The organism is Pantoea sp. S61 (assembly GCF_016625145.1).
In the GTDB taxonomy this organism is placed as follows: Bacteria; Pseudomonadota; Gammaproteobacteria; order Enterobacterales; family Enterobacteriaceae; genus Pantoea; species Pantoea rwandensis_B.
Genome location: NZ_JACVUO010000001.1, coordinates 70478 through 95029, shown reverse-complemented (window position 1 = coordinate 95029; position 24552 = coordinate 70478). Strand labels below are relative to the sequence as shown.

The window sequence follows — 24552 nt, the reverse complement described above, 5'->3', positions numbered from 1 at the left end:
CCGCCATGCAGGTTGATTCGCCCGATGACTTTTGTTTTGATTTGACAGGTGAAAATTGACAGCGGATCACGCTGCAATTGGGCCGATATAGTAGCAGATGACGCTGTGCCATGTCCTCCGACGACTGCGTGCCGCATAATCAGTCATAGGCGTCTGCAAATTAGCGCTATATAATCCTGTGCATTACGCTGCAGGAATAACTCATGAACACAACGCTTAACCGCCTGATTCTGGCGGGCTTACTCACCTTTACCTCTTTAAACACCTTCGCCAGTCGGGTGGTGACCGATCAGATTGGCCGCCAGGTGACGATCCCTGATCAGGTTGATCGCGTGGTGGTACTTCAGCACCAAACGCTGAATCTGCTGGTGCAACTCAATGCGACCGATAAGATCGTCGGCATCCTCGCGAACTGGAAGCAACAGTTAGGTGATGGCTACGCGCAACTGGTGCCAGAGCTGACGCAGAAAGCCATGCTGGGCGATCTGACCCACGTCGATTTAGAAAAATTGGTGGCGCTGCATCCGCAGGTGGTGTTTGTCACCAACTACGCGCCAAAAGAGATGATTGACCAGATTTCGGCGCTGGGCATTCCGGTATTGGCGATTTCTTTACGCCATGACGATGCGGGACAACAAGGCAAGATCAACCCCAGCATGCAGAATGAGGATCAGGCCTACGATCTGGGTATCACAGAAGGCATTACCTTGATTGGCGAGGTGGTGAATAAGCAGCAACAGGCAAAAGAGCTGATTGCGGCGGCGTTTGCCGGACGTAAACAGGTGAGCGATCGTCTGCAAGGGTTAACTGAGCAACAGCGTGTTCGCGCTTATATGGCCAATCCGGATCTCACCACTTATGGTTCTGGCAAATATACCGGATTGATGATGTCGCACGCGGGCGCCTACAACGTCGCGGCATCGACCGTGCAAGGTTTCAAGCAAGTGAGTATGGAACAAGTTGTGGCGTGGAACCCTCAGGTGATTTTTGTCCAGGATCGGTATCCGCAGGTGGTGGATGAAATTCAACAGGACCCTCGCTGGCGCACCATTGACGCGGTGAAGCATCATCGGGTTTGGTTGATGCCAGAATATGCCAAAGCCTGGGGCTATCCGATGCCAGAAGCCATCGGCTTAGGCGAATTTTGGATGGCGAAGAAACTCTATCCGGAAAAATTCCGCGATATTGATATGCAACAGCAGGCTGATCGCTGGTATCAGCATTTTTATCGGACCGCCTATCATGACAACGCTACACATTCTGGCAGCCGGTAGCCTGCGCGGTGTCTGGCCGGATCTGATGACAGCCTTTCATCATCAGTCTGGCCTGACGACCGACACCCAATTTGGACCAGCTGGCCTGCTTCGGCAGAGGATTGAGCAAGGTGAACGCTGCGATCTGTTTGCCTCCGCCAATCTTCATCATCCGGCCACGCTTTTACAGCGCGGCCTGGCAACCGACACCGGTAAGTTTACCGCAAACAGCTTATGTTTGACCGCCAGGCGTGACGTTGTCACCAAAAACAGCACCTGGCTGTCACTTTTACAACGTGACGATCTGCGGCTGGCGACATCAACGCCGTTAAGCGACCCTTCCGGTGATTACACCTGGCAGCTATTTGGCAAGATCGAACAGGCTTATCCGGGCTGGGGGGAACGTTTGAAGCAGCGCGCGCGTCAGCTGGTGGGCGGCATCGATAGTCTGGCTGTCCCAACGGGCGAACTGGCAGCACAATGGTTAATCGACCAAAAGCACGCAGATCTCTTCATTGGCTACGCCAGCTATGCCCCACGCTTAATTCATCATTCACATTTGCAGGTATTTCTCATCCCTAAACCGTTCAACATTCAGGCGGAATATGCCTGGGCAATGCTCACACACTCAGCCGCCCCCCTCGCCACCTTTCTCAGTAGCGCAGCGGCCAAAACCATTCTGCGACAACATGGTTTTACCTGAGTTCTACGTTCAAACAGTTAGCGTAACAAACTGCGCACGACCATCCGTGCGCCCAGCATTTCGACTCTCAAACGGTTAAGGATTTTGCGATATCGGCTGGTTTGCTCATTGGCTTCCAGCACCCGGCGCAGCAAAATGCAGTAGTCCATCACCAGTCCTGGCGTCCAGGTCATACCCTCAGCACGACTGCGTACCAGACTCAACAACCAAAAATCGGGATTGAGGAGAACCCAAAGACCTTTTAAACCCTGTTCACCTAACAAGCCTTCAGTGGCTACATCCAGTGCCTGTATTACGCTGGTCGAACAGTTGCGTGATGTGAGGTTATAGCGGGTATCCGTTGCATTCGTGCGCCAGTAATTGCGCAATGCTGCCTGATTGTAGTGCGTGAGAACCAGACGTTTATCCGGACGACACCACCTTTTGATCTCACTGTCCAGTGATGGCAGCAAGCAGCCCTCAACGTCAAACTCCTCTTTTGCGCATAGCGTTTGCAGGAAACCGCGCAAGCTGCGCGAGACGTCATCAACCGGGTAAAGACTGATATAGAGTTCTTCCCCCATCTCTAAAGACGTGTGACCGGTTGACACTTCACCGCGATGGTCAATCGCCGCTACCCAACGGTCAAACCATGGACGACGTCCGGCGACATCGCCCGAACCCAGCGGCGTCCAGATGTAGACATTGAGCGGCACACTGGCATGCCCAGCCTGCAGCGGCGGATGTTCATAATTCAATCCATGCCGCGCACGCAGCCCTTTGCGGGTAAAGAGAGGCAGTGCGGTAACACTGGTGTTGTCTGGCAGCGCATGAATTTGCGCTCCCATAAACAATAGATTGATGCCCCAACCTGCCAGCAAAAGTGCAAAACACAGTGGCACAATCACATGCGGTGCCAGCGGCCAATGGGTGGCAATCAGGACACTGAACAGGATTTCTGCGCATCCCAGGCCGAACTTTCGCGTCCAGCGTCGGCAGCGCATCAGGCTGCATGAGATAACACGAAAACCGCCATCCAAAAGAAAAATCAACGCATAGCCCAGTGATAAACAGAAGCTACTGTCATGCGGTGCAATGAATACCAGGACGCCAAACAGCATCAACCCAGCAGATTTCATCAGGAGTGGCCAGGCAATACCGGCGGGTGAATAGATTGCCCCCATCGCTTCGGCTAACCCTTCTACCGCCAGCAATACCCCTAAAATATGCAAAGGTAACGATAAACTTCCATGTTGCAACAAATCCATAGCGATCCCGGCGCTGGCACTCGTGCACAGCAGGCCAAGCCCGGCGAGATAAGGCCAACCCGCTCTTAATGCCGGTCCACCCATCAACAGAAATAATAGTCGCAGCAAAGCTACTCTCCAGCGGATAACACACAGCTCAGTACGCTCTGTAGACGCGGGCAAATAACAGGAGTTCTGTCGGGCCTCGGCAATTCTGACTTCGTTTACTGATGGTTGTGACTGTGAGGGCACTCTACGTGGTGAAGATTAAAATTGGCTTAATGATAAAGTAAATATTGGCTCATTTTTTGAACAGCACGATGCCGTATTTGTGGCGATTTCAGGCTGAAACCGCCACTGGTTGCTGGAAGTTTAAATTTCTAATTATCTGATTTAATTGTTGATAGTGGCTGGAACGCAGAAGATCATGCGGCTGGCGTCGATTTCACACCGGTGCATGTCGCTGAATGAGCAGTTTTATAAAACTGTTGAGGCAGGGATTGCGGTTATCACTGCTCCAGGCAACGGCGAGATTGACCTGTGGCGCATCCGCCAACGGTTTGAAGACGATGCCATCCATTTTGAGTTGTTGAACAGACGAAGGCACCAATGCCACATAACTGGCGTCATTGACCAGGCTAAGCATGGTGTGTTGCAGACGAACTTGCAGACTGACCATAGGTTCAAAACCATGAGCCCGGCAATAATCCATGATCACTGCGGTTAACCGGCTCCCCGCGCTGGCGGAAGTCATCACAAAAGGATCCTCGCGCAGATCTTCGATCTGCAATTTCCGACTTCTCGCTTTAGGATGTGTGCGCGACATGGCCACACATAAAGGCTCGGTCAACACGGTTAATGTCTGCATGCCCACGCGTGCACTTCCTTCCACCAGTACCGCTAAATCGACTTCACCAGCCAGCACTTTATCCGGCAGGTCTTCAGTGACCGCCTCTTCCAACTCCAGAGCAATATTGGGGAAGTGATGGCGGATCAATCGCACATATTCCGGGATCACGCTGTGTGCAGAGTACATAGTGAAACCCACGCGCAATAAACCCGATTTGCCCGCTGCGGTGTCACGCGCCAGTTGTTGCGCCTGCTGGAGTGATTCGAGGATCTTACGTGCATCCTGGTAGAAGCTCTCACCGGCGGGCGTCAGCATGAGCTGGCGCGTATTGCGTTCCACCAGCTGTGTACCCACCGCTTTTTCCAGTGCAGCGATATGGCGACTTAAGGACGGCTGTGACAGATGCAGACGTTCCGCGGCACGGTGGAAATTTTTCACTTCTGCCAGCGCGATAAAATACCGCAGCGGCTTCACATCAAGCATGATTCATTTTCCGTATCAATCCCGGCCAAATTTGCTATTGGATCTGCATCACTAAAGGCACTAGAGTCCTTCAGCTTACTGGGAGGACACAATGATAGCTACGTTTCTGATTCTTTTGCCGGTTTTCGGCTTGATTGTGGCGGGATACGCTTGCCGCATGCTGGGTGTATTAGGGCCGACCTCGGCGACGGAACTGAATAAATTTGTGGTCTGGCTGGCGCTGCCCGCGCTGCTGTTTGACATCATGGCACACACGCCATGGCATACCATTTATCAACCGGGATTCTTCTGGGCGTTTGCCCTTTCCTGCGCCGCGTCATTTGTTATCGTGTTTGCCTGCCAAAAATTCAAAGGCAAATCCACTGCCGATGCCAGCGTCGATGGCGTTGCCGCCGCCTATCCCAACACCGGCTATCTGGGTTTCCCGTTGTTGTTACTGATTTTTGGTAAAAGCAGCCTGATCCCGACCACCACGGCCACCATTGTGGTGGCGTGTATCCTGTTCGCAATTGCCATCGCGATGATCGAGATTGGTTTGCAGAGTGAACGTGAATTTCATCGCCTGGCGATCAAAGTACTGCGCGCCATTCTGAAAAATCCCCTGATCATCTCGCCGCTGTTGGGCGCAGCGTGTTCCAGCTTGAATTTGACCATGCCAGGCAGCGTTGAAACTTTCTTGAAATTGCTCGGCGGCGCGGCCAGCCCTTGCGCGCTAGTGTGTTTAGGAGTGTTTCTTGCCAGCCGACAAAAAGCCAGGGTGAGCGAATTGCCCACTGCGGCCAAAATGAGCCTCACCACGGTGGGCCTGGTGGTGGTTGCCAAGTTAGTGATGCAGCCACTGCTGACCTGGATCTTAGCCGTTTGGCTGTTCCATCTGCCGCAGGACCTGACCAACATGGCGATACTGCTGGCAGCACTGCCCACCGGCACCGGCCCCTTTATGCTGGCAGAATATTACCGACGCGATGCACAAATCACTTCTGGTGCAATCCTGATCTCCACGGTGCTGTCGATTGTCACATTGGTGGCGATCATGCACTTTATGCAGGTGACGCCGATCGCATAGTGTTTCATTTCGCCGCTGAGCGCTGATCTCCAGCGGCGTAGACTGTGCAAGCCGCCTCTCCTTTCTCACGGTACTGCTCGCAATACGCCAGCGCTTCATGGTTCGCATCCTGCTGGGTGCGAGCCCAGTGGGCGCTTCCCCACACACCTTCACCATTGCTGGCGAACGCTTTTTCATAGCCGCGATCTGACAGGTAATGTTTGAACGCCTGTTGACCTGAAGGGGTCAATCCTGCCGGTGCAGCAAGCACGACTTTGGAAATCGACACCACTTCATGGTTCGGCAAATGTTGCTGGCTCAGAAACGACGAGACGCTGCGCCACCAGAATTCCTCTGGTGCAGAAATCAGTAAATCGTGTCCATCGTCACCGAAGGCCGGCAGAGTGACCAGCTTCCCCTTAGCGTCTGCGTGACGGTAAGCCTTAAACATCTCCTTGCCAAGCTGGGGTGAAAACGACTGATCATTGGCGGAGTAAAGCCAGAGCGTTGGGATGTGTGCGGTTTGACCATAAGATTTTAGCGCCGCCAGCAGTGAGGTTTTATCACAAACCTGGCCCTCACCCATGGCACCGCGCCCCCCTGAAAAGCTGATAATAGCCTGTACGCCGGGCGAATTCAGGGCACTGGCGGCGAGCACGCTAAATCCACCGGATGATTGACCGACAAGCACCGCTTGATGTTGTGCTGCCCATGGCTGTTCACGAATCGCCACCAATGCCGCAAGGAGATCCTCTCGCGCCAATTTCCCTGCTAACGCATGTTGCGGATGGGCGCAGCTGTTGCCTTGATAATCGTTGTGGCCGGTCGATTGACCATAGCCCTGACGCATCACCACCACAGCGGCATAACCGTGTCGGGCAAAGGTGATGGCGGCTGCAGAGAATCGGTTTGGAGTGAGCTGTTGGCGATCGCTTTGCTCGTTACCATCAGTACCGTGAGTGATCAGCGCAATCGGGAACACGCCTGGGGTATCGGGTCTTGTGACATACGCATCCAACGCCGCGTGTTGCCCGTTCGGCAAGGTTACGGTTAATGTGAGCGGCTCACGTATCAATCCCGCGAGTTGCGGAGCGCCGGTTGTCTGTTCAGCGTGACTCAGGCAACTGCTCCCCAATAAACCGATGATGAGAAAACTGCTTATAAAATACCGGCGCACCAGTGAATACTCCCTTATTAACACTCAGTGGTTTTTTTCGGGCGATACTATCACCTAATCTGGAGATAAAAACTGTACAAGGCCTTACTTGAGATCCAACCCCATATCTTATGAAGCCAGCTGTTGCTGCACCGCATCAAGAAACAGCCGCAATGCGGCGGGTTGGCGCTCGCGCGACATATACAACCCATAAATACCCAGGGTTTTCGGCGTATAGTCTGGCAGCACGCACTGCAACTGACCGTTGGCTATTCCGATACGCGCTTCCATTTCTGGCACCATGGCCAGGCCGCATCCGGCGATGGCTGCATCACACAATACTGATGAGATACCGGCGCTGAAGTTGCCGCTCACAGCGGTCGTCAGCGCATCGCCATTGGCATCGTTGAACTGCCAGCTCTGCCCGGCAAAGCGACTGTAGTGCAGGCAGTTATGCTGACCCAAATCCTGCGGCGTTTCAGGGATGCCATGCTTGCGCAAATAATCGGGTGCCGCGCACACCACGGAAACACACTCGCCAAGACGGCGGGCAATCGCGCCCGGTTCCGGGTTGTCCGTAATCCTGACCGCCACATCAATGCGCTCACCCACCAGGCTGACCGGCTGGTTGTTGATTTCTAACTCAATGCGCAACAGTGGATAGCGAGCCAAAAATGCCGGGATCATCGGCCCCAGAATATGGGTCGCGGTGGAATGCGCACAGGCTACGCGCAATGTCCCTTGTGGTTCCCCCGGCTCACCCTGCCCGGTGATCTCATCAGCCAGGCGTGCCAGCATGCGGGTTTTCTCCAGCACTTTTTCCCCAGCTGGGGTGATGGTCAGGCGACGTGATGAACGGTGCAGCAAACGTGCACCCGCCCATTTCTCCATTTCATCCAGATAACGACTCACCATCGGCCGGGAGATAGCCAGCGCTCGCGCCGCAGCACTTAGGCTGCCAAGTTCGCAGATGCGATTAAAGACCGATGCCGCTGTCACTCTGTCCATCTGCTCTCCATCTGATCGTTTTACGAAACTGACCATCTCTATTTGCGGTAATTCTAGCAGACAGCAAAATCCTTACAATGGTGCGCTTACCGGCCATGTTGGCATTGAAAGGAAAATGAGATGAAGATGAAGTCACTGACGTTGGTGCTGACACTGGCAGCCAGCCCAGCATTTGCTACCCCGCTGCAGCTGGCGGTTTACAACCCACAGGAACAAGGGGTGTTTCCGGTATCGTCAACGCTGATTACCGGGCCACACGAAGCGCTGCTGGTCGATGCGCAATTCAGCCCGAAAGATGGCGAAAAACTGGTGGAGATGATCAAAGCGAGCGGTAAAAAACTCACGCAGATCGTGATTACCTCAGGCGACCCTGACTTCTACTTTGGCCTCGAGCCGATTGTGAAGGCCTTCCCACAGGTAAAAATTGTTGCGTCACCAACAGTGGTTGAACACATCGAGGCCACCAAAACGGCGAAATTAGCCTATTGGGGCCCGAAAATGCCGGGCGGCGCGCCAAACCAGCTATATGTCCCGCAGATTACCCATCAGAATTCGTTTAGCGTGGATGGCGAACGTATTGAACTGCGCCATGCGGATGATAAATCCGCCTATCTGTGGATCCCCGCCAACAAAGCCGTGTTGGGCGGAACCGCCATCGCTGGTGGCATTCACGTCTGGACTGCAGATACGCAAACACCCGCCAGCCGTGAGCAATGGCGCAGCGTGCTCAAAGAAATACAGCAACTCAAGCCGAAGGTGGTCATTCCAGGGCATTACATCGGCGCACGTCCGGCGGGTGATAGTGCGGTAACATTTACCCTTAACTATCTGCAAACTTTTGAACAGGCACTTCAGCAACACAAAGGTTCGGCAGAAGTGATTGAGGCGATGAAAAAAGCCTATCCGAATTTGCCCGATGAAAGCTCGCTGGAACTCAGTGCCAAAGTGAATACCGGCGAGATGAAGTGGTAATCACTGTGATGTGATGGGATATCAGGTCGTTGTAAATAGCGACCTGACCTTATCACCACACATGATGTTAATATCTGAATGACTGCAATCCAATCCCATTTTACTTAATAGTCAAATCCAGCCTCAACTGTTAATTTCCCCGAGCCTGCAACATGTTTATTATTCTCACAAAAGGGTTCGCGAAATGAATGCATTACGGCGCTTGAGTCGGATTTTATTTATTACACTAATGGGAACACTTAGTATTATTTCAGCGCAAGCAGAAACGCCACAGAAAGGCGGGATGTTGACACTGATTTTACCCAGTGAGCCTTCAGCTCTGGTGGCGCTGGCAACGGTCGCACAGCCGGTGATTGCCACCAGCGCCAAGGTCAATGAAGGATTATTGACCTACGATTATAATCTTCATCCGCTGCCACAGTTGGCCACCTCGTGGGACATTAGCCCAGACGGCAGGCGCTATACCTTCCACCTGCGCAAAGGGGTGAAATGGCATGATGGTCAGCCATTTACCTCTTCTGATGTCGCCTTTTCACTCGATCTACTGAAGAAAACCCATCCGCGAGCCAAATCCACCTTTGCCAATGTCACCAGCATCGAAACGCCAGACGATCTTACTGCGATACTGGTGCTTAGCCATCCGGCACCTTATCTGATTACCGCTTTTGCCGCCGGAGAAACGCCGATTCTGCCTAAGCACATCTACGAAAACGGAGATGTGCTGAAAAATCCTAACAACAATGCACCGATTGGCACCGGGCCGTATATTTTTGAAAAATGGGAGCGCGGCAGCTACATCCTCTATAAACGCAATCCCCATTATTGGGATGCGCCAAAGCCTTATATCGACCAGTTGGTCGTGAAGTTTTCGACTGATCCCACCGTACGTTCACTGGCATTGCAAACTGGTCAGGCGGATATTGGCTATCGTACACCGGTCGCGCTCAGCGAGCTGAAACGCCTGCAGGAAAACCCTAAATTAGAATTTGAAACTCAAGGCTACAACTACTCCAATAGCGTGGCATCGATTCACTTCAACCTTGATGACAAGCTGTTCAAAGACTTGCGCGTTCGCCAGGCTATCGCGCACAGCATTAACCGCAAGGCGCTGTTGAATGTGGTTTATTTTGGTTACGCTACCCCTACTGAAACCCCGGTTGGCCCAAATCTGAAAGCGTTCCACAGTACTAAGCCTTCCCCTTATCAATACGATTTGGCGGCGGCAAACAAGCTGCTGGATGAGGCGGGCTACAAAAAAGGTGATGACGGTGTGCGCCTGCGCGTCACCCTGGATTACAGCACCTTCGATGACACCTTCCGACGCAACGCTGAATTTGTTCGATCCGCACTCGCTCGCGTGGGTATCGCGGTAACGTTGCGTTCGCAGGATCTGTCAACGTATGCCACTCGCGTGTTTACTCAACGCGATTTTTCCTTCTCCATCGATCAATATGCCAACCTGTACGATCCCACAGTAGGTGTGCAGCGCCTGTATTGGTCAAAGAACTATCGTCCGGGTGTGCCATTCACCAATATCTCCCATTACCAGAATCCTCAGGTTGATCAATTGCTGGAAGCGGCCCAAACCGAGAACGATGCGGCCAAACGCGTTGCGGAATTCCAGCAATTTCAGGACATCGTGCAGCAGGAACTGCCGGATATAAATCTGGCCTCTCCGCAATTTATCACCATCCGCAATAAACATGTTCATGATGACTCTCCTACTGCCGATGGTCTGGAAGGAAATTTATCCAGCGTGTGGCTCGATAAGGCAGCCAAATAAATTCTCACTCGCGATAATAAACAAACCGGTTAATCAAGGCTGCCGGTTTTCTTTATCAGAAAAGCGCAAAACTTTTGCGCTTTTAATTCATTCTTCCTGCCAGCCCCCTTTGTTAACGTCAATCCTCATTATGCCTTTCGGTATTTTCAGGGATCCCAATCATGACGCAATCCATACATCAACCGGCCACCCTTGGTATTCTGATGGTCAAAACCGCATTTCGTCGCTACCAGGGCGACATTGGTAATCCGCAAACCTGGCCCTTCCCGGTGCGCTATCAGGTGGTGGACGAGGCCATCCCTCAGCGCATGGGCCATTTGGGTGAACACGCACTACTTGAGCCGTTTAAACGTGCCGCACAGATCTTGATTGATCACGGCGTAGATGGGCTCACCACCAGTTGCGGCTATCTTTCGTGGTATCAACAGGAACTGGCGGCCTGGTCACCGGTACCCATCGTTACCAGCAGCCTGTTGCAGTATGTCAGCCTTCGCCAGATCCTGCCGGCTAACCGCCCTCCACTGATTCTGACGTTTGATGAGAGCACCTTAAAGGCGGAATATCTCACTCGTGTGGGTATTCCCGCAGAGGCGCAGGTGGCCGGTATGCCAGCTGATTCTGAGTTTGTGCGCTCAATCCGGGAGGGCGACAGCAGCGTTAACTGGGCAACGCTGGCCGTTGAAGTCCTTAGTGCGGCGACTAGCGCTTTACAACGCTTCCCCAACAGCGGGGCACTGCTCTTGGAATGCACCAACCTTGCGCCGTTTAGCGCGCTATTGCAGGCGCGCTTTGGCTTACCGGTTTATGACACGCTGACGCTGGTAAATAGCTTTCAGGCGGCTTTGCGCCCTTCGCATTGGGATCGGGGGGCACAATGGACCCTTTGATGTCGCGCAGCCACGCGTCCGACCGCCAACCCGTAGGTCCGCTATCACGCACCACACTGCGTGTACTATTTGCATTGCGGAATGCCCTGATCCAGGCCGTTCCCGCTGCGTTGGGGATCGTGCTGGTGGTATTTATTTTGTTGCAACTGGTGCCCGGCGATGTGGTGGATGTGATGGCCAGCCAGTCTGGCAGCGCCTCCGCCGAAACCATGGCGTGGCTGCGGGCCGAATACGGTCTCGATCAGCCGGTTTTGACGCAGTTCTGGAACTATCTGTGGCACCTTGCGCATTTCAGCCTTGGTTATTCTCCGCGCTTTGGCACCGATGTTACCGGGCTGATAATCGGCCGTTTACCCGATACGTTATTGCTGATGCTGCTGGCACAAGCCTTGGCATTGTTGGTCGGGATTGGCTTCGGCGTCGTTATGGCCGTCTGGGCCAATAAATGGCCGGATCGTCTGCTGACGCTGGTCAACCTGCTGCTGTATTCCCTGCCCGGCTTTTGGATTGGATTGTTGGTGTTACTGCTGTTTTCGGTGCAACTCAACTGGCTACCCAGCGGCGGCAACCAAACGATTGGCGCTAATCTCTCGGCAGGTGGCACGTTGCTGGATAAACTGCAACACGCGCTGTTGCCGGTGCTGGCGCTTAGCAGTTATTTCATCGCGATTTATGCCCGCCTTACCCGCAGCGCATTGCTGGACGTCGCCGATCAGGATTTCATTCGCACCGCACACGCCAAAGGTCTGGCGCCATGGCGCATCGTGCTGCGTCATATGCTGCGCTGCGCGCTGACGCCGGTGACCACCGTTGCAGGGTTATATTTTGGCAATCTGTTGGGAGGGGCTGCCGTCATTGAAACCGTGTTCAGTTGGCCAGGATTAGGCAGCCTGGCGATGGAAGCCATCGTGGCGCGTGATTTCAATGTGGTGCTGGGCATACTGCTGCTGTCGGCCTTTATGGTGGTCATTGTGAATGTGCTGGTCGATGTGCTGCAAAGCCTGATAGACCCGCGTATGGAGGGCCGCGCATGAAGCTGCTCACACTCTCTCTCACGCCATTAATCGCCTGGCGTCGTTGGTTTCGATCACTCGAAGTGATGCTGGGCAGTTTGCTGCTGGCCAGCGTGTTGCTGATGGCATTACTGGCCGACGGGTTGTATCCCGGTGACCCGCTGGAAATGGTGGCTCAACCGTTTCTCTGGCCGGGTGATGATGCGCAGTTTCCCCTTGGTACTGATTCGCTCGGGCGCAATGTGGCCGCTGGAATTTTTCATGGCGCGCGAGTTTCACTGCAAATCGGCACTATCGCGGTAGTGGTGAGCGTGGTAATTGGCCTGATTGCAGGGGCCAGCGCTGGGTATTTCGGTGGTAAAACTGACCGCATCGTCACGCGTATCAGCGAGCTGTTCCAGACCTTCCCGGCTTTTTTACTGGTGGTGATATTGGTCGCGATTGGACATCCCACGGTGAATTACATTGCTGGCGCGATTGGTGTAGCGAGCTGGCCGATGATTGCACGGCTGGTGCGGGCAGAGTGCCGTCTGCTGCGTCATCAGGAATTTGTGCTCGCGGCACAGACGTTGGGTTACAGCCCGCTGCGTATTTTAGTCAGTGAGGTGCTGCCCAATCTGCTGCCCACCTTGGTCGTCACGCTATCAGTGATGATGGCCAATGCCATTTTGACAGAATCCTCGTTGGGTTTTCTCGGCTTTAGCGATCCCAACCGCATCAGTTGGGGTGGCATGATTGGCGATGGGCGTCAGTCGTTGCAAAACGCCTGGTATCTGGCCGTGCTGCCCGGCAGTGCGCTGGCCGCGACCATACTGGCGCTGAATTTATTGGGCGATGCCATCAATGACTGGCTCAATCCGCGTCGTAAAGGAGTATCCCAATGAGCGCAATACTGGAATTTCGTCATTTCTCTGCCCATTTTGGTGGGCGTTATGCGGTACAGGATCTCAATCTCAGCGTGCAACCCGGCGAGATGCTGGCATTGGTTGGCGAATCGGGCAGTGGCAAATCAATCAGTGCCCTGGCTGCTTTGCGTTTAACGCCGCCAGCCGCCACGCTGGAAGGTGAGATTCATTACCAGGGGTTAAACCTACTGGCGCAGCCGGAGGCCACATTACGCCGTCTGCGTGGCAAATCCCTCGCCATGATCTTTCAGGATCCAATGACCTCGCTGAATCCGGTGCTGACCGTTGGGCAACAGTTAGCAGAAAGCGTGCAGTTACATCTGGGTTTGAACCGACATGAGGCGCGTCAGCGTGCCATTACCCTATTAGAGCAGGTGAACATTGCTCACGCGCAGCAACGTGTCGATGATTACCCACATCATTTCTCTGGCGGCCAGCGCCAGCGCATCATGATTGCCATGGCAATTGCCTGCGAACCCAAACTGTTGATTGCCGATGAACCCACTACCGCGTTGGATGCCACCGTACAGCGCCAGATTCTGGAACTGCTGGATCGTCTGCGCCATGAACTTGGCATGAGCGTGCTGTTTATCACTCACGATCTCGGATTAGTCGAGCAATATGCCGACCGCGTGGCTGTACTCTATCGCGGCGTAAAAGTCGAAGAGAGCTCTAAAGCTGCGCTATTCCATCAGCCGCAACACCCTTATAGCCGTGGATTGCTGGCGGCTTCGCTGCATGCGGGGGAAACACCTCATTATCGGCAGCGCCGCCTGACAGAGATTGTGCATCAAGCAGACGGACCACCGCGACTTGTGACGCCCGAAGCCCTCCCATTATCGGCGATTGATGCGCAGGCAGCGCCGCTACTGGCGATTGATGACTTGCAGTTTCGTTATCCTTCCATGCCAGCGGGCAGCGCTTCAGTGCGTAATGTTTCATTGCATATCCAACCCGGAGAGACGCTTGGGCTGGTGGGCGAATCTGGCTGTGGTAAATCAACGCTGTCGCGCCTGCTGTTAGGATTGTTAAAACCGGATAACGGCCAGATTCACTTCACGGGTGAGCGGATAGATCATCTTAACAACCGGCAGCGTGCGGGCTGGCGCCCGCGCATCCAGATGATCTTTCAGGATCCGTTCTCTTCACTCAATCCTCGCCATACGGTGGAAGAGATTCTGCGGACGCCTTTGCGTGTACACGGTCGAGGCTCGCGCAATGAGCAACAGCGCAAGGTGTTAGAGATACTTGATCAAGTCGGTTTGCCGTCTAACGCATTGAAACGTCATCCGCATGAGTTTTCAGGTGGGCAGCGTCAGCGCATTGGCATTGCTCGCGCGTTGATACTCAGCCCGGATTTGCTGATTTGCGACGAACCGGTTTCAGCGCTGGATGTATCGGTTCAGGCGCAGATTTTAAACCTGCTGGTAAGCCTGAAACAGCAACGTAACCTGTCACTGCTGTTTATCTCCCACGATCTGGCGGTGGTACGATACATCGCGGATCGGGTAATGGTGATGTATCAAGGCGAAATAGTCGAGCAAGGCGACCATCAGCAGATCTGGCAGCGACCGGTACATGCGTATACGCAGCAGTTGCTGACGTCGGTGCGCTCTGCCACTGCACCGCCATTGCTGACGGCGACAGGGTGACAGACCGAATTGAGATAATGGAAAACATAATCTTCCATATCTGCGCGGTATTGACCCCACTGACCTGTCGTCCGAAGGAAGGTTAGGAAACGCCCATTGGTATTTGAATACACTCTCCTCTCTCCTTTAATGAACCACCTGGTTTTGTTAATATTCATCGCCGACAAAGGAGAGAGTGATGCGCACGCTAACCGAACAAAAAAGAACTGACATTATCAACGCCGCTTCAGCCGTGTTTCTCGAACAAGGATATGAGCGAGCCTCAATGGATAGCGTTGCAAAGCAGGCTGGTTGTTCCAAGGCGACCCTGTATAACTACTTCTCCTCCAAAGAGAGCCTTTTTGAAGCTGTTGTCAGATGTTTTAGTACTCATTTTCTGATGCATGCGGCTGAAGAACTTAACGACCCGGAAACTCAAACCTTGTTGTTAAGTGAGAAGTTACAGCGTTTTGGCGAGGGCATGCTGGGGGCGCTGACGTCAGACTGGAAGGCCTTACAGTTGTACAGAATGGTGGTTGGAGAAGCAGGTCATTCCGACATCGGCGCGCTTTTTCATGAGTCCGGCGTGCGTGAGAGCATGGACGCTCTGACGGCGGTGATGGAGCATCACATCGCCAACGGGGAATTGATCGGCGGCAACCCAGCCTTACGCGCCAAACAATTTTCATCATTGGTAAAAGCTGAAGTCGATGAATTATTCCTTCAGCGGACCTTGCCGAGCTATACGATAAGTGAGGTGACGGCCATGGTGCAAAACGCCGTTTCGTTGTTCCTCAAAGGTGCTGGTCAAAACAACTGAATCCTGACTGACAAATTGAAAATGAGCGTCAGCACGACAATGGTGTCGATCATCAGGAGTATTATCAAGGGTTTGAGGCGCGCTCCCCAAACCCTGACCGCATAAAAACCGCCTCGTTTTATGCCTAATTTCCAGAGATAAAATATCTCCCCCAGATTGCGGATGGCGCGAAAGAGCAATAACAAAATTGCCGCTAATCCGACCATCATCCTACATAGTTTCCGTTAAGCCTTTCACTCGACACAAACAAACGTTTTGCATTCACCTCTCTGCCCCCGCATCACGATGTCACACTCTGAAACCCCTTCTTGACAGATTGATGCTAACTGATATTAACTAAACCGTACAGTTCATTTATCAATGCTATCGGAGAATTTCAAGATGAGTCGTTTGTTCAGCCCGTTGTGTCGTAGCCTTGTATTCGCGGCTGCTTTTACCGCTGTCGGTTGTTCGTCTACCGGCCCGGTGAAATATGCTGGTATCGCCTCTGCATCACGTATGTCGCCTAATACTTCGGATGACAGCGATCGCATTCCATTCCGTTATGCCGCTCCCGTGGAGTGGAGTAAATACCATAGCATCAGCATTGAACCGGTCGAGATTTACAGCGGGAGTGATGCGCAATTTAATGAATTGTCTGTGGATGATCGTCGTCAACTGGCTGATTATATGCATAAAAAGTTTGAGGAAGTGCTGGCGGAGAAATTTAACACCCATCCCCCAGCCGGGACGGCTCCAGCGCTCAAATTGAAACTGACGCTGACCGGCGCCGATACCACGCCGCAAGTGATTGGCACATTCACAAAATTTGATTTAGCCGGGGGGCCGTACAATATCGTTCAGTCGGTACGTGGAGGACGTGGCTTGATGAGTGGATACGTTAATTTCGCCGTAGAGGTGAAAGATGCGGGAACAAATGAACTCTTACTGGCGTACGTCGCGGAACAATACCCCAACGCCATGAACGTGGGTGCGACCTTCGGTTCGCTCAGTGCGGCTGAAACCGGGATTGATAAAGGCGCGGAACAGTTGTTAGAAAAATTACGCCAGTAAATCCCTTGCAGTAGAGGCTGCCAGCCCCTATTTGGCAAGCTGGCAGCATCGGAAATCAGTGAGGCTTATTTCTTTTTATTTAACATCGACTTTAAATCCGCGAAGGGATTGTAGGTTGCTGCTTCCACATCGTTCTGCGCATCTTCACCGGCGACCACTCTGGTGCCGTACATGTCAGCTTCAGTGTACTTTGAGTGCTCATGGTCGTGACAAAAGAGACACAATAACTCCCAGTTACTGCCATCTTCCGGGTTGTTGGTATGATCGTGATCGATATGATGCACGGTGAGTTCGCGCAAATTGGAGTAAACAAATTCCCGTGAGCAGCGTCCACAAACCCATGGATAGATTTTTAATGCTTTCTCACGGTAGCCGCTTTCCAGCCGTGCATAGTTTTTAGGGATCAGAGCCATTGCCAATGTTACCTGTTTCGCAAAGATATTCGGGTGTTAGTACTGCCAATATAACGCAAAACCGAAGTGAAGAAGAGTATGCTGACAGAAGCTCATTTGTTTTTAAGAATCTCAGTTGAAATTAAGGACTCACGTGTTAGCCAATATCCTTGTTGCTCTCGTCGCCGTCATTCACATCTACATTCTGGTGCTGGAGATGTTTCTTTGGGAAACGAAAACGGGCCGTAAAGCCTTTAAACTCAGCGTCGACTTTGCGCGTGAAACCCGTGTGCTCGCGGCTAATCAAGGGCTCTACAACGGCTTTCTGGCTGCGGGTTTATTCTGGGGCTTATGGTTGGGCGAAAATGGCGTATCTGTCACTCTCTTCTTCCTCATCTGCGTGCTCATTGCCGGGATTTTCGGAGCATTGACCGCCAGCCGAAAAATTCTTTATGTGCAGGCCCTTCCAGCTCTGATTGCATTGCTCGCTGTACTCCTGCGCTGATACGGCAATTCATCAGAATCTCAAACCTCGCCGTGATCAGCCTTCGCATTACAGGTATAATCCGGCTAGGTTTTAACGAATTTTAGAGACGAAGATGACAAAACTCACCTTACAAGAGCAGATGCTCAAAGCTGGACTCGTCTCCAGCAAAAAAATGGCCAAAGTACAGCGCACTGCCAAGAAGTCTCGCGTACAGGCACGTGAAGCCCGTGAAGCGGTGGAAGAGAATAAAAAAGCGCAAATTGAGCGTGATAAGCAGCTAAGCGATCAGCAGAAACAAGCCACTTTATCCAAAGAGTACAAGGCACAGGTTAAACAGCTGATTGAAATGAACGCCATCACCGTGGCTAAAGGGACAATTGACTTTAACTTCACCGACAACAATTTAATCAAAAAGATCAGCGTGGATAAGACCACGCAAACGCAGTTGATCAATGGTCGTCTGGCAATCGCACGCCTGGCGGCGGATAGCAGTGGCGAAAGCAAATACGCGATTATTCCCGCCAGCGTAGCCGATAAAATTGCGCAGCGTGATGCAGACAGCATTGTGTTGAATAGTGCATTGAGTCAGGAAGAGCAGGATGAGGACGATCCGTACGCAGATTTCAAAGTGCCTGATGATTTGATGTGGTAATAAATGCAGCCCGTGTCAAAACGGGCTGACATGACGCGCAGTGATGTTCTCCCCGCTAATGGGATGGACAAAATGTAGTTCACTGGCGTGCAGCATCAGCCGGGGTGTCTTTTCCGTACCCGGCTGCAGCAATCCTCCATACAGGTCACATCCAAGAATTGGGTGGCCCAATTGCCGACAGTGAATACGTAATTGATGGGTGCGCCCCGTCTCTGGCATCAACTGCACCCGCGTAACAGGTATCAGCATGCCGTCATCCCCTTCGCGCATTAAGCGCTCTGTCACCTGATAGCGTGAACGTGCAGGTTTACCCGTCTCGGCACAAATCGACATCAATGGAAACAGCGCCGGATCTTTTGCTATCGCGGCGTCAATCGTGCCCTGGTCGCGGTTCAGATGTCCGCACAATAGCGCCGTATAAATTTTCGTCACGCTTCGCTGGCTAAACTGCTGGCACAACATAGCGTTGATGGCTTTATTGCGTGCCACCACCATCAATCCGGATGTCCCGAAATCGAGGCGATGTACCAAAGTACAGCCGGGGAACAACTTCACAAGTCGGTGATGAACGGAATCCAGATTTTGTGGATTTTTTCCTGAAAGGCTGAGCAAACCGGCGGGTTTATCGATCAATACCAAATGCTCATCCTGATAGAGAATCGCGATCTCTGCCGAACACGGCGGAGCTATAAAGGTATCGATAATCGTAGACATCAGACTGCCAGACTGTGAAGTGGGTGCGGATAATAACCAATTTTCAGCGGGCTGACGAATTTTGCCCTCTTTACCCGGGCTCCCGCTCGCACAGCAGAAATTTATCGTCCAGACTTACAGCAAAGGCGTAGTCTGCGCAGGCAATGTGCTTTACACTGCGCGCTGCAAAAAACTGATTAGATTAACGATTGAGTAGGCGGTAATGGCGATGAACGGAACGATCACAACCTGGTTTCAGGACAAAGGTTTTGGATTTATCAAAGATGAAAACGGAGACAACCGTTATTTCCATGTGATTAAGGTCGCCAACCCTGATCTGATTAAAAAAGATGCGGCAGTGACGTTCGAACCCACAACCAATAACAAAGGTTTGTCCGCTTTCGCGGTGAAAGTGATACCAGACAGCAAATATATCTTTATCGCCGGTGAGCGCCTGAAACTGACGTCTATTAAATCTTTCGTGGTTTACAGTGAAGAAGAGCCGGTTGATACCCGTATTGATAAAGAAAACACCGTACTGTCGGTGGGCATTCTGATGAACAACATCAAACCTAAGACCGACGTAAAACCTGATGAAATGCGTTCAGTGAAAAAACTGGCGGTAACCACTTTCCAGGGTACGACGCTGATCTTTACCGAAGATGAGATCGACATTGATGCCGCAGTGAAAATGCTCAAAATTTAACGGGGAGCCGATAATGAATAACAACATTCCACTGAAATATTATGACATTGCTGAAGAGTACGCTGCGGAATCCGAACACGATGTGAGTGAAGCAGAACTTGATGCACTGGCGCACTACTTCCAGTTGTTGCTGACTCGTCTGAATAATAATGAAGAGATCAGCGAAGAGGCGCAGCAAGAGATGGCGCGTGAAGCGGGTATTAAAGCGGTGCGTATCGATGAGATTGCCAACTTTTTAAATGAGTGGGGCAACGACTAAACAGAGTCTCCGGTCACCTTCTGCTGGTGGCCGGATATATAGCTAGCGTTTTGCTTCCGAAATGGCCCGGTGGCAACGAATAGGCCTGCTTCGCTCATCAGTCATTGGACAAAAGCCCCACGATTCGAGTCAGCTCATTTTTCCGCTAACGTCAACCCCACTATCGTTCCCTCTGACGTATTTACACTGCGCTTCAGGCGGCATAGTTTTATGCTGGTTTTAACCAGAACTTAACAGGTAAGCTTGCACCCGCATTTTAGGTGAACATTGTGTAGAAGAGGTAGCGGGTGATGCCCCAAAACAAAGCGACGCTCATCGGTTTAGTTGCCATCCTGTTATGGAGCGCGATTGTTGGATTAATCAAAAGTGTCAGCGAAGGCTTTGGTCCGATCGCTGGAGCGGCGTTGATCTACAGCTGCAGTGCGATATTGCTGCTGTTCAGCGTGGGATTTCCCAATCTGAAAAAATTTCCCCGCCTTTATGTGATTATCGGTAGCGTGCTGTTTGTCTGCTATGAACTCTGCCTTTCGCTCTCACTCGGGTTTACCCATAGCGGACGGCAGGCTATTGAAGTGGGCATGGTGAATTATCTATGGCCAAGTATGACGATTGTGCTGGCGGTAATTGTCAATCGGCAAAAAGTTAGCCCGCTGATTATCCCTGGCGTGATTTTAGCGGTAGCAGGAATTTGCCGCGTGCTGGGCGGCGACCAAGGGTTTTCAATCAGCGAGATGACTCACAATATAATGGAAAACCCATTAAGTTATGGTCTGGCATTCAGCGGCGCCATCATTTGGGCTATTTATTGTGTGGTAACGAAAAAAATCGCCAACGGTAATAACGGCATTACGCTCTTCTTTGTTTTAACGGCATTAACACTATGGGTTAAATATTTCATTTCGCCCCAACCCGCGTTTGACGCCCATTTCCAGACGTGGGTCTCACTGGCACTGGCAGCGATGGCGATGGGGTTCGGTTACGCAGCCTGGAACGTTGGCATTTTGCATGGCAATGTGACGGTTCTGGCCGCCGCCTCATACTTCATTCCGATTATTTCATCGATATTAGCCGCTTTTATTCTCAGTTCGCATCTGACGCTCTCCTTCTGGCAAGGCACGGCGATGGTGAGTCTCGGGTCATTAGTCTGCTGGTGGTCAACACGTACCGCAGTCACCAAAAGTGTCAGCAGTAAAATTTCTGAATAAAACGTTGGGAGGCGCTAGCGCATAAACATCTTGCGATACATCGAAGGCGTCATGCCTGTCACCTTGACAAAAGCCCGCCTTAAAACATCGTTGCTGCGATAACCACAGGCGGCCGGAATGGCTTTCAGCGGCATTGAACCTGCTTCCAGTAGCTTTCGCGCTTGATCAATTCGCGCATTCTCCAGCCAATTGCCCGCCTGTAAGTCCATATGTTGACGGAAAAGCCTCGCTAAGTGCCGTGTGCTAATTTGCATATGTGCGGCGAGATCGTCGAGTGAACTCACCTGCGCCAGATTCGCCAAAGCCCATCGCTGCATCTCCTGAAACGCACTGCGCCCACCCAGCGAAAGTGGCTGCTTGCGAACAAAATGCCCTTGATTCACTGGCCGTTGAAAGAACATCACCAAATTGGCAGCGATATCCTGTGCCAATTCGCGTCCCAAATCTTCTTCCACCAACCTCAGGGCCAGATCGAGCCCCGACGTGACGCCAGCGGCGGTACGTAATCGCCCATCGGCGATGTAAAGCGCATCGGCCTCCACCTGCGCATCCGGTACCTGTTCCATCAGTGCTTCTGCGCATGCCCAATGAGTTGTCACTTTTTTACCACTCAGCAAGCCGGTTTGTGCCAGCAGCAGCGCTCCGGTGCAAATCGAACCAAAGCGCTGACTTTCATGGCATAGCTCCATCAGACGTGCGGTTTGCTGCGCAGTTAACTGCATATCCCGTGCCTCGGGTGCCCCCGCAATCAGAAACGTGTCAGTTTGCTGGATATCTTGCAGTGTGACATCCGCCATCAAACGCACACCTGATGAACAACGAATGTTTTCCCCTTCCAGTGACATGACTTGCAGCTGGTAAACGGTACGATTGAGCAGTAGATTAGCTTCGGCAAACACATCCAATGGCCCAGAGACATCGAGCAATTGCGCTCCCGGCACCGCTAAAATCGCAAGATGGTGATTCATGCGCTATTCCCGTCTGTAAAAGTCTTAATGTCTTAAAAAGTCGTTAAAAGATTATTTAAGACATTCTGCCTCGGTATTAAGCTGGTTGCAACTTAACCGAGCGGAGAACCTCCCATGAAAATTTCCATTAACGGCATCACTATTCCCGATACTGCCATGACCCGTGACGCGACGACTTTTGTCCGTGATACCGAATCCGATTTGCTGTTTCACCATTCCAGCCGCGTCTATTACTGGGCCGCACTCGCAGGACGCCGCTTAGATCTTAAGGTGGATGCTGAGCTGCTTTATGTCGGCTGTATGTTCCATGATGTTGGACTGACGCACGAACACTGCAGCTGCGACAAACGCTTTGAGGTGGATGGCGCCAATGCGGCGCGCGATTTCTTGCAACAGTATGGTGTAAAGCAGGCCGATATCGATAAAGTCTGGACCGCAATTGCGCTGCATACCACTCCGGGCATTCCGCAATTTATGGCCCCGGAAATTGCGTTAGTCACCGCTGGCGTGGAAATGGATGTCCTGGGCATCAACTATGATCACTTCAGCGATGCGGAGCGTGAAGCCGTGGTAAAGCAGCATCCACGTCCTGCCCAATTCAAGGAAGAGATTATTCAGGCGTTCTACGATGGCATTAAAAACAAGCCTGACACCACCTTTGGCAATGTCAAAGCCGATGTCATTGCCGACAAGCAGCCTGGTTTTTCACCAATGAACTTTTGTAGCGTCATCCGTCAGTCACGCTGGGTGGGATGAGTGGCGTGGCGCAGCGAACTCGCGCTGCGCCATACTTCGTTGTTCGCCGAAGCATCCTTATCTCCACTCGCTACACTGCTGCCATCACTGACTGATGGAGCAAAACCATGATTGCTGTCCTGTTTGAAGCACGCACCCAAACTGAGCACCAAGCCCGCTATCTTGAACTCGCCGCACAGCTGAAATCTCAACTTGCCAGTTTGCCTGGATTTATTTCAGTAGAGCGATTTTCAAGCCTCAACGATCCTGGCAAGATCCTGTCTCTCTCTTACTGGGAAAACGAAGAGGCAGTGGTGGCATGGAAGAAAAATATGTCGCACCAACAGGCTCAACAGGAAGGTCGAAACAGCTTGTTTTCTTTCTACCACATCCGTATCGCCGCTGTACTGCGGGAATATGCGCACGAGGCAAGCCAACATGTTTGATATTCACGTGATACTCAATAATGTTCCAGGCGAGCTGGCCGCATTAGGTTTGACTCTCGGCCAGCATGGAGTAGGACTTGAAGGAGGCGGCGTGTTCACCGTGGGTGAACAGAGTCACGCGCATTTTTTAGTTGTGCAAGGGGAGCAAGCCAGACAAGTGCTGATGGCGGCCGGTTTTCAGGTGGTTTCAGTACAGCAGCCGCTGATCCGCAAGCTGAAACAGGATCGACCAGGACAGCTTGGCGAAATTGCTGACGTGCTAGCACGCAATGGCGTTAACATTCAGCTTCAATACAGTGACCACAACAACCAGTTGATCCTGATTACCGATAATCCTGAGCGTGCAGCAGAGGTGACCACCGCATGGCAACCCGTAGCAGCCCCATAATCACCGATGAAACGGCGGAACAAGGCTTGCAGCAGGCGATGTCTGCTGTGGCTGCCGCCCTGGCCGATCCTTCGCGTGTCAGCATTTTGTGCGCGCTGATGGATGGCCGAGCCTGGACAGCCACAGAATTAAGCGGCGTCGCCGATATCGCCGCCTCTACCACCAGCGGACATCTGGGCAAACTATTGGATGCCCGTCTTGTCACGTATTTATCCCAGGGCCGCCACCGCTATTTCCGTTTGGCGGGCAGCGATATTGCGCACCTGCTGGAAACCCTGATGGGGGTATCGATGCAGCCACAGCGAGCGTTGGTTTCCGCTACTCCCAGCCATCTGCGCCATGCCCGCACCTGCTACGATCATCTGGCAGGTGAACTGGCGGTAGAAATATACAACTTTATGCAAGAAAAAGAATGGGTTGTAGCTGACGGTAGTGCACTTACCGGCTTAGGCCAGCAGCAGTTAGAAAACCTCGGCATGCAACAAGATCTTCGTAGTAAACGTAAACCTTGTTGTGCCTGTCTCGACTGGAGTGAACGCCGCATGCATCTCGGTGGAGCAGCGGGAGCCGCACTTCTTAGTCTGCTAATTGATAAACAATGGCTAAGCCGCACGGCAGGCTATCGAGAGATAAAGGTCACAGCTGCCGGGAAAAAGGCGCTTCAGTGTCTGTTTAACGTGCAGTTGTAAACATCAAAATAACACTCTCGTCACAAATATAACCTTTATCAAATCAGCAAAATTTAATCATCGATCATTTTCCGTACTGGTTGCTTATCGTTGCTAATATAGTGACGCAACACACAGCAATGCGTTGCCTACGAGAATTTTTTC

At 52.2% G+C, this 24552-nt stretch carries 28 protein-coding genes; 20 read left to right on the top strand and 8 right to left on the bottom strand.

The genetic code is table 11. The features are described 5' to 3' along the window. Positions 1-203 precede the first annotated feature (203 nt). The gene (locus tag IAE30_RS00515) at positions 204-1274 is read left to right on the top strand and encodes an ABC transporter substrate-binding protein (RefSeq protein ID WP_200677734.1); all 1071 of its coding nucleotides are present in this window, start codon (positions 204-206) and stop codon (positions 1272-1274) included. Then, positions 1243-1956, top strand: coding sequence for a molybdate ABC transporter substrate-binding protein (gene modA, locus IAE30_RS00510; RefSeq protein ID WP_200677732.1), 714 nt, complete (start codon positions 1243-1245; stop codon positions 1954-1956). Before IAE30_RS00515 ends, modA begins: the two co-directional genes overlap by 32 nt. A gap of 17 nt (positions 1957-1973) precedes the next feature. Here modA and IAE30_RS00505 read toward each other — a convergent pair whose 3' ends face one another. Further along, the gene (locus IAE30_RS00505; protein WP_200677730.1) at positions 1974-3311 is read right to left on the bottom strand and encodes a DUF4105 domain-containing protein; all 1338 of its coding nucleotides are present in this window, start codon (positions 3309-3311) and stop codon (positions 1974-1976) included. A gap of 316 nt (positions 3312-3627) precedes the next feature. Next, positions 3628-4515 carry a LysR substrate-binding domain-containing protein gene (locus IAE30_RS00500; RefSeq protein WP_200677728.1) on the bottom strand — a complete coding sequence of 296 codons (888 nt, stop codon included), beginning with the start codon at positions 4513-4515 and terminating at the stop codon, positions 3628-3630. 91 nt (positions 4516-4606) lie between these two features. Here IAE30_RS00500 and IAE30_RS00495 point away from each other — a divergent pair, with 91 nt between their 5' ends. Next, the gene (locus IAE30_RS00495; RefSeq protein WP_045815615.1) at positions 4607-5581 is read left to right on the top strand and encodes an AEC family transporter; all 975 of its coding nucleotides are present in this window, start codon (positions 4607-4609) and stop codon (positions 5579-5581) included. Positions 5582-5585: 4 nt separating this feature from the next. On the opposite strand, the gene IAE30_RS00490 is transcribed toward IAE30_RS00495, so the two are convergent. Further along, entirely contained in the window at positions 5586-6737 is a 1152-nt protein-coding gene (locus tag IAE30_RS00490) for a dienelactone hydrolase family protein (protein WP_370585426.1), read from the bottom strand. Positions 6738-6845: 108 nt separating this feature from the next. Next, positions 6846-7724, bottom strand: a complete 879-nt coding sequence (locus IAE30_RS00485; protein WP_200538439.1) for a LysR family transcriptional regulator — start codon at positions 7722-7724, stop codon at positions 6846-6848. A 120-nt stretch (positions 7725-7844) separates the two neighbouring features. On the opposite strand from IAE30_RS00485, the gene IAE30_RS00480 reads away from it, so the two are divergent. From IAE30_RS00480 to IAE30_RS00450, 7 genes are all read left to right on the top strand, one after another. Continuing rightward, positions 7845-8696, top strand: coding sequence for a Vmh family MBL fold metallo-hydrolase (locus IAE30_RS00480; RefSeq protein ID WP_200677726.1), 852 nt, complete (start codon positions 7845-7847; stop codon positions 8694-8696). Positions 8697-8880: 184 nt separating this feature from the next. Then, entirely contained in the window at positions 8881-10479 is a 1599-nt protein-coding gene (locus IAE30_RS00475; protein WP_200677724.1) for an ABC transporter substrate-binding protein, read from the top strand. Positions 10480-10640: 161 nt separating this feature from the next. Beyond that, complete coding sequence (locus IAE30_RS00470; protein ID WP_200677722.1) at positions 10641-11366, top strand: aspartate/glutamate racemase family protein; 726 nt, start codon at positions 10641-10643, stop codon at positions 11364-11366. After that, positions 11366-12400 carry an ABC transporter permease gene (locus IAE30_RS00465; RefSeq protein WP_234472643.1) on the top strand — a complete coding sequence of 345 codons (1035 nt, stop codon included), beginning with the start codon at positions 11366-11368 and terminating at the stop codon, positions 12398-12400. Before IAE30_RS00470 ends, IAE30_RS00465 begins: the two co-directional genes overlap by 1 nt. Further along, the gene (locus tag IAE30_RS00460; RefSeq protein ID WP_200677720.1) at positions 12397-13263 is read left to right on the top strand and encodes an ABC transporter permease; all 867 of its coding nucleotides are present in this window, start codon (positions 12397-12399) and stop codon (positions 13261-13263) included. The genes IAE30_RS00465 and IAE30_RS00460 overlap by 4 nt, the downstream gene beginning before the upstream one ends. Continuing rightward, positions 13260-14936: an ABC transporter ATP-binding protein gene (locus IAE30_RS00455; protein WP_200677718.1), complete on the top strand. Its 1677-nt coding sequence runs from the start codon at positions 13260-13262 to the stop codon at positions 14934-14936. Before IAE30_RS00460 ends, IAE30_RS00455 begins: the two co-directional genes overlap by 4 nt. Before the next feature lie 178 nt (positions 14937-15114). Beyond that, complete coding sequence (locus tag IAE30_RS00450; protein WP_200677716.1) at positions 15115-15735, top strand: TetR/AcrR family transcriptional regulator; 621 nt, start codon at positions 15115-15117, stop codon at positions 15733-15735. On the opposite strand, the gene IAE30_RS00445 is transcribed toward IAE30_RS00450, so the two are convergent. Continuing rightward, the gene (locus IAE30_RS00445) at positions 15723-15944 is read right to left on the bottom strand and encodes a hypothetical protein (RefSeq protein ID WP_200677714.1); all 222 of its coding nucleotides are present in this window, start codon (positions 15942-15944) and stop codon (positions 15723-15725) included. The two genes, IAE30_RS00450 and IAE30_RS00445, sit on opposite strands and share 13 nt — an antisense overlap. A 172-nt stretch (positions 15945-16116) precedes the next feature. On the opposite strand from IAE30_RS00445, the gene IAE30_RS00440 reads away from it, so the two are divergent. After that, on the top strand, positions 16117-16788 hold the full coding sequence (locus tag IAE30_RS00440; protein WP_200677712.1) for a DUF3313 domain-containing protein: 672 nt from the start codon (positions 16117-16119) through the stop codon (positions 16786-16788). A 65-nt stretch (positions 16789-16853) separates the two neighbouring features. On the opposite strand, the gene yajD is transcribed toward IAE30_RS00440, so the two are convergent. After that, positions 16854-17201 (bottom strand): HNH nuclease YajD, encoded by a 348-nt coding sequence (yajD, locus tag IAE30_RS00435; RefSeq protein ID WP_034824111.1) that lies wholly within the window; start codon positions 17199-17201, stop codon positions 16854-16856. Positions 17202-17334: 133 nt separating this feature from the next. Here yajD and IAE30_RS00430 point away from each other — a divergent pair, with 133 nt between their 5' ends. Both IAE30_RS00430 and IAE30_RS00425 read left to right on the top strand, forming a co-directional pair. Beyond that, positions 17335-17685: a DUF1304 domain-containing protein gene (locus IAE30_RS00430; RefSeq protein WP_200677710.1), complete on the top strand. Its 351-nt coding sequence runs from the start codon at positions 17335-17337 to the stop codon at positions 17683-17685. Between the two features lie 94 nt (positions 17686-17779). Beyond that, positions 17780-18319, top strand: coding sequence for a DUF2058 domain-containing protein (locus tag IAE30_RS00425; protein ID WP_200677708.1), 540 nt, complete (start codon positions 17780-17782; stop codon positions 18317-18319). A gap of 15 nt (positions 18320-18334) precedes the next feature. Here the strand turns inward: IAE30_RS00425 and IAE30_RS00420 are convergent, their stop codons facing one another. Next, complete coding sequence (locus tag IAE30_RS00420) at positions 18335-19033, bottom strand: RluA family pseudouridine synthase (protein ID WP_200677706.1); 699 nt, start codon at positions 19031-19033, stop codon at positions 18335-18337. A 202-nt stretch (positions 19034-19235) separates the two neighbouring features. Here IAE30_RS00420 and IAE30_RS00415 point away from each other — a divergent pair, with 202 nt between their 5' ends. The 3 genes from IAE30_RS00415 (at position 19236) to yddG (ending at position 21182) form a co-directional block, all read left to right on the top strand. After that, complete coding sequence (locus IAE30_RS00415; protein WP_045832459.1) at positions 19236-19718, top strand: cold-shock protein; 483 nt, start codon at positions 19236-19238, stop codon at positions 19716-19718. A 13-nt stretch (positions 19719-19731) separates the two neighbouring features. Then, positions 19732-19977 (top strand): DUF2543 family protein, encoded by a 246-nt coding sequence (locus IAE30_RS00410; RefSeq protein WP_200538428.1) that lies wholly within the window; start codon positions 19732-19734, stop codon positions 19975-19977. 290 nt (positions 19978-20267) lie between these two features. Beyond that, entirely contained in the window at positions 20268-21182 is a 915-nt protein-coding gene (gene yddG / locus IAE30_RS00405) for an aromatic amino acid DMT transporter YddG (RefSeq protein WP_200677704.1), read from the top strand. A gap of 14 nt (positions 21183-21196) precedes the next feature. Here yddG and IAE30_RS00400 read toward each other — a convergent pair whose 3' ends face one another. Then, a complete protein-coding gene (locus IAE30_RS00400) occupies positions 21197-22150 on the bottom strand; it encodes a GlxA family transcriptional regulator (RefSeq protein WP_200677699.1) in 954 nt (317 codons plus the stop codon). A gap of 114 nt (positions 22151-22264) precedes the next feature. Here IAE30_RS00400 and IAE30_RS00395 point away from each other — a divergent pair, with 114 nt between their 5' ends. From IAE30_RS00395 to IAE30_RS00380, 4 genes are all read left to right on the top strand, one after another. Further along, a complete protein-coding gene (locus IAE30_RS00395; RefSeq protein WP_200677698.1) occupies positions 22265-22906 on the top strand; it encodes an HD domain-containing protein in 642 nt (213 codons plus the stop codon). A gap of 107 nt (positions 22907-23013) precedes the next feature. Next, positions 23014-23331 carry an antibiotic biosynthesis monooxygenase gene (locus tag IAE30_RS00390; RefSeq protein ID WP_200538424.1) on the top strand — a complete coding sequence of 106 codons (318 nt, stop codon included), beginning with the start codon at positions 23014-23016 and terminating at the stop codon, positions 23329-23331. After that, on the top strand, positions 23324-23719 hold the full coding sequence (locus tag IAE30_RS00385) for an amino acid-binding protein (RefSeq protein ID WP_200677697.1): 396 nt from the start codon (positions 23324-23326) through the stop codon (positions 23717-23719). The genes IAE30_RS00390 and IAE30_RS00385 overlap by 8 nt, the downstream gene beginning before the upstream one ends. Beyond that, entirely contained in the window at positions 23695-24408 is a 714-nt protein-coding gene (locus tag IAE30_RS00380) for a helix-turn-helix transcriptional regulator (RefSeq protein ID WP_234465471.1), read from the top strand. Before IAE30_RS00385 ends, IAE30_RS00380 begins: the two co-directional genes overlap by 25 nt. Positions 24409-24552: the final 144 nt, after the last annotated feature.

What these genes read in the sequence shown, in the direction of transcription:
- IAE30_RS00455 (WP_200677718.1), top strand. Translation starts at nt 13,260, where the DNA reads ATGAGCGCAATACTGGAATTTCGTCATTTCTCTGCCCATTTTGGTGGG.
- IAE30_RS00425 (WP_200677708.1), top strand. Translation starts at nt 17,780, where the DNA reads ATGACAAAACTCACCTTACAAGAGCAGATGCTCAAAGCTGGACTCGTC.
- IAE30_RS00485 (WP_200538439.1), bottom strand. Translation starts at nt 7,724, where the DNA reads ATGGACAGAGTGACAGCGGCATCGGTCTTTAATCGCATCTGCGAACTT.
- IAE30_RS00440 (WP_200677712.1), top strand. Translation starts at nt 16,117, where the DNA reads ATGAGTCGTTTGTTCAGCCCGTTGTGTCGTAGCCTTGTATTCGCGGCT.
- yddG (WP_200677704.1), top strand. Translation starts at nt 20,268, where the DNA reads ATGCCCCAAAACAAAGCGACGCTCATCGGTTTAGTTGCCATCCTGTTA.
- IAE30_RS00380 (WP_234465471.1), top strand. Translation starts at nt 23,695, where the DNA reads ATGGCAACCCGTAGCAGCCCCATAATCACCGATGAAACGGCGGAACAA.
- IAE30_RS00415 (WP_045832459.1), top strand. Translation starts at nt 19,236, where the DNA reads ATGGCGATGAACGGAACGATCACAACCTGGTTTCAGGACAAAGGTTTT.
- IAE30_RS00410 (WP_200538428.1), top strand. Translation starts at nt 19,732, where the DNA reads ATGAATAACAACATTCCACTGAAATATTATGACATTGCTGAAGAGTAC.
- IAE30_RS00460 (WP_200677720.1), top strand. Translation starts at nt 12,397, where the DNA reads ATGAAGCTGCTCACACTCTCTCTCACGCCATTAATCGCCTGGCGTCGT.
- IAE30_RS00500 (WP_200677728.1), bottom strand. Translation starts at nt 4,515, where the DNA reads ATGCTTGATGTGAAGCCGCTGCGGTATTTTATCGCGCTGGCAGAAGTG.
- IAE30_RS00465 (WP_234472643.1), top strand. Translation starts at nt 11,366, where the DNA reads ATGTCGCGCAGCCACGCGTCCGACCGCCAACCCGTAGGTCCGCTATCA.
- IAE30_RS00495 (WP_045815615.1), top strand. Translation starts at nt 4,607, where the DNA reads ATGATAGCTACGTTTCTGATTCTTTTGCCGGTTTTCGGCTTGATTGTG.
- modA (WP_200677732.1), top strand. Translation starts at nt 1,243, where the DNA reads ATGACAACGCTACACATTCTGGCAGCCGGTAGCCTGCGCGGTGTCTGG.
- IAE30_RS00420 (WP_200677706.1), bottom strand. Translation starts at nt 19,033, where the DNA reads ATGTCTACGATTATCGATACCTTTATAGCTCCGCCGTGTTCGGCAGAG.
- IAE30_RS00395 (WP_200677698.1), top strand. Translation starts at nt 22,265, where the DNA reads ATGAAAATTTCCATTAACGGCATCACTATTCCCGATACTGCCATGACC.
- IAE30_RS00475 (WP_200677724.1), top strand. Translation starts at nt 8,881, where the DNA reads ATGAATGCATTACGGCGCTTGAGTCGGATTTTATTTATTACACTAATG.
- IAE30_RS00385 (WP_200677697.1), top strand. Translation starts at nt 23,324, where the DNA reads ATGTTTGATATTCACGTGATACTCAATAATGTTCCAGGCGAGCTGGCC.
- IAE30_RS00400 (WP_200677699.1), bottom strand. Translation starts at nt 22,150, where the DNA reads ATGAATCACCATCTTGCGATTTTAGCGGTGCCGGGAGCGCAATTGCTC.
- IAE30_RS00450 (WP_200677716.1), top strand. Translation starts at nt 15,115, where the DNA reads ATGCGCACGCTAACCGAACAAAAAAGAACTGACATTATCAACGCCGCT.
- IAE30_RS00515 (WP_200677734.1), top strand. Translation starts at nt 204, where the DNA reads ATGAACACAACGCTTAACCGCCTGATTCTGGCGGGCTTACTCACCTTT.
- IAE30_RS00480 (WP_200677726.1), top strand. Translation starts at nt 7,845, where the DNA reads ATGAAGATGAAGTCACTGACGTTGGTGCTGACACTGGCAGCCAGCCCA.
- yajD (WP_034824111.1), bottom strand. Translation starts at nt 17,201, where the DNA reads ATGGCTCTGATCCCTAAAAACTATGCACGGCTGGAAAGCGGCTACCGT.
- IAE30_RS00390 (WP_200538424.1), top strand. Translation starts at nt 23,014, where the DNA reads ATGATTGCTGTCCTGTTTGAAGCACGCACCCAAACTGAGCACCAAGCC.
- IAE30_RS00470 (WP_200677722.1), top strand. Translation starts at nt 10,641, where the DNA reads ATGACGCAATCCATACATCAACCGGCCACCCTTGGTATTCTGATGGTC.
- IAE30_RS00445 (WP_200677714.1), bottom strand. Translation starts at nt 15,944, where the DNA reads ATGATGGTCGGATTAGCGGCAATTTTGTTATTGCTCTTTCGCGCCATC.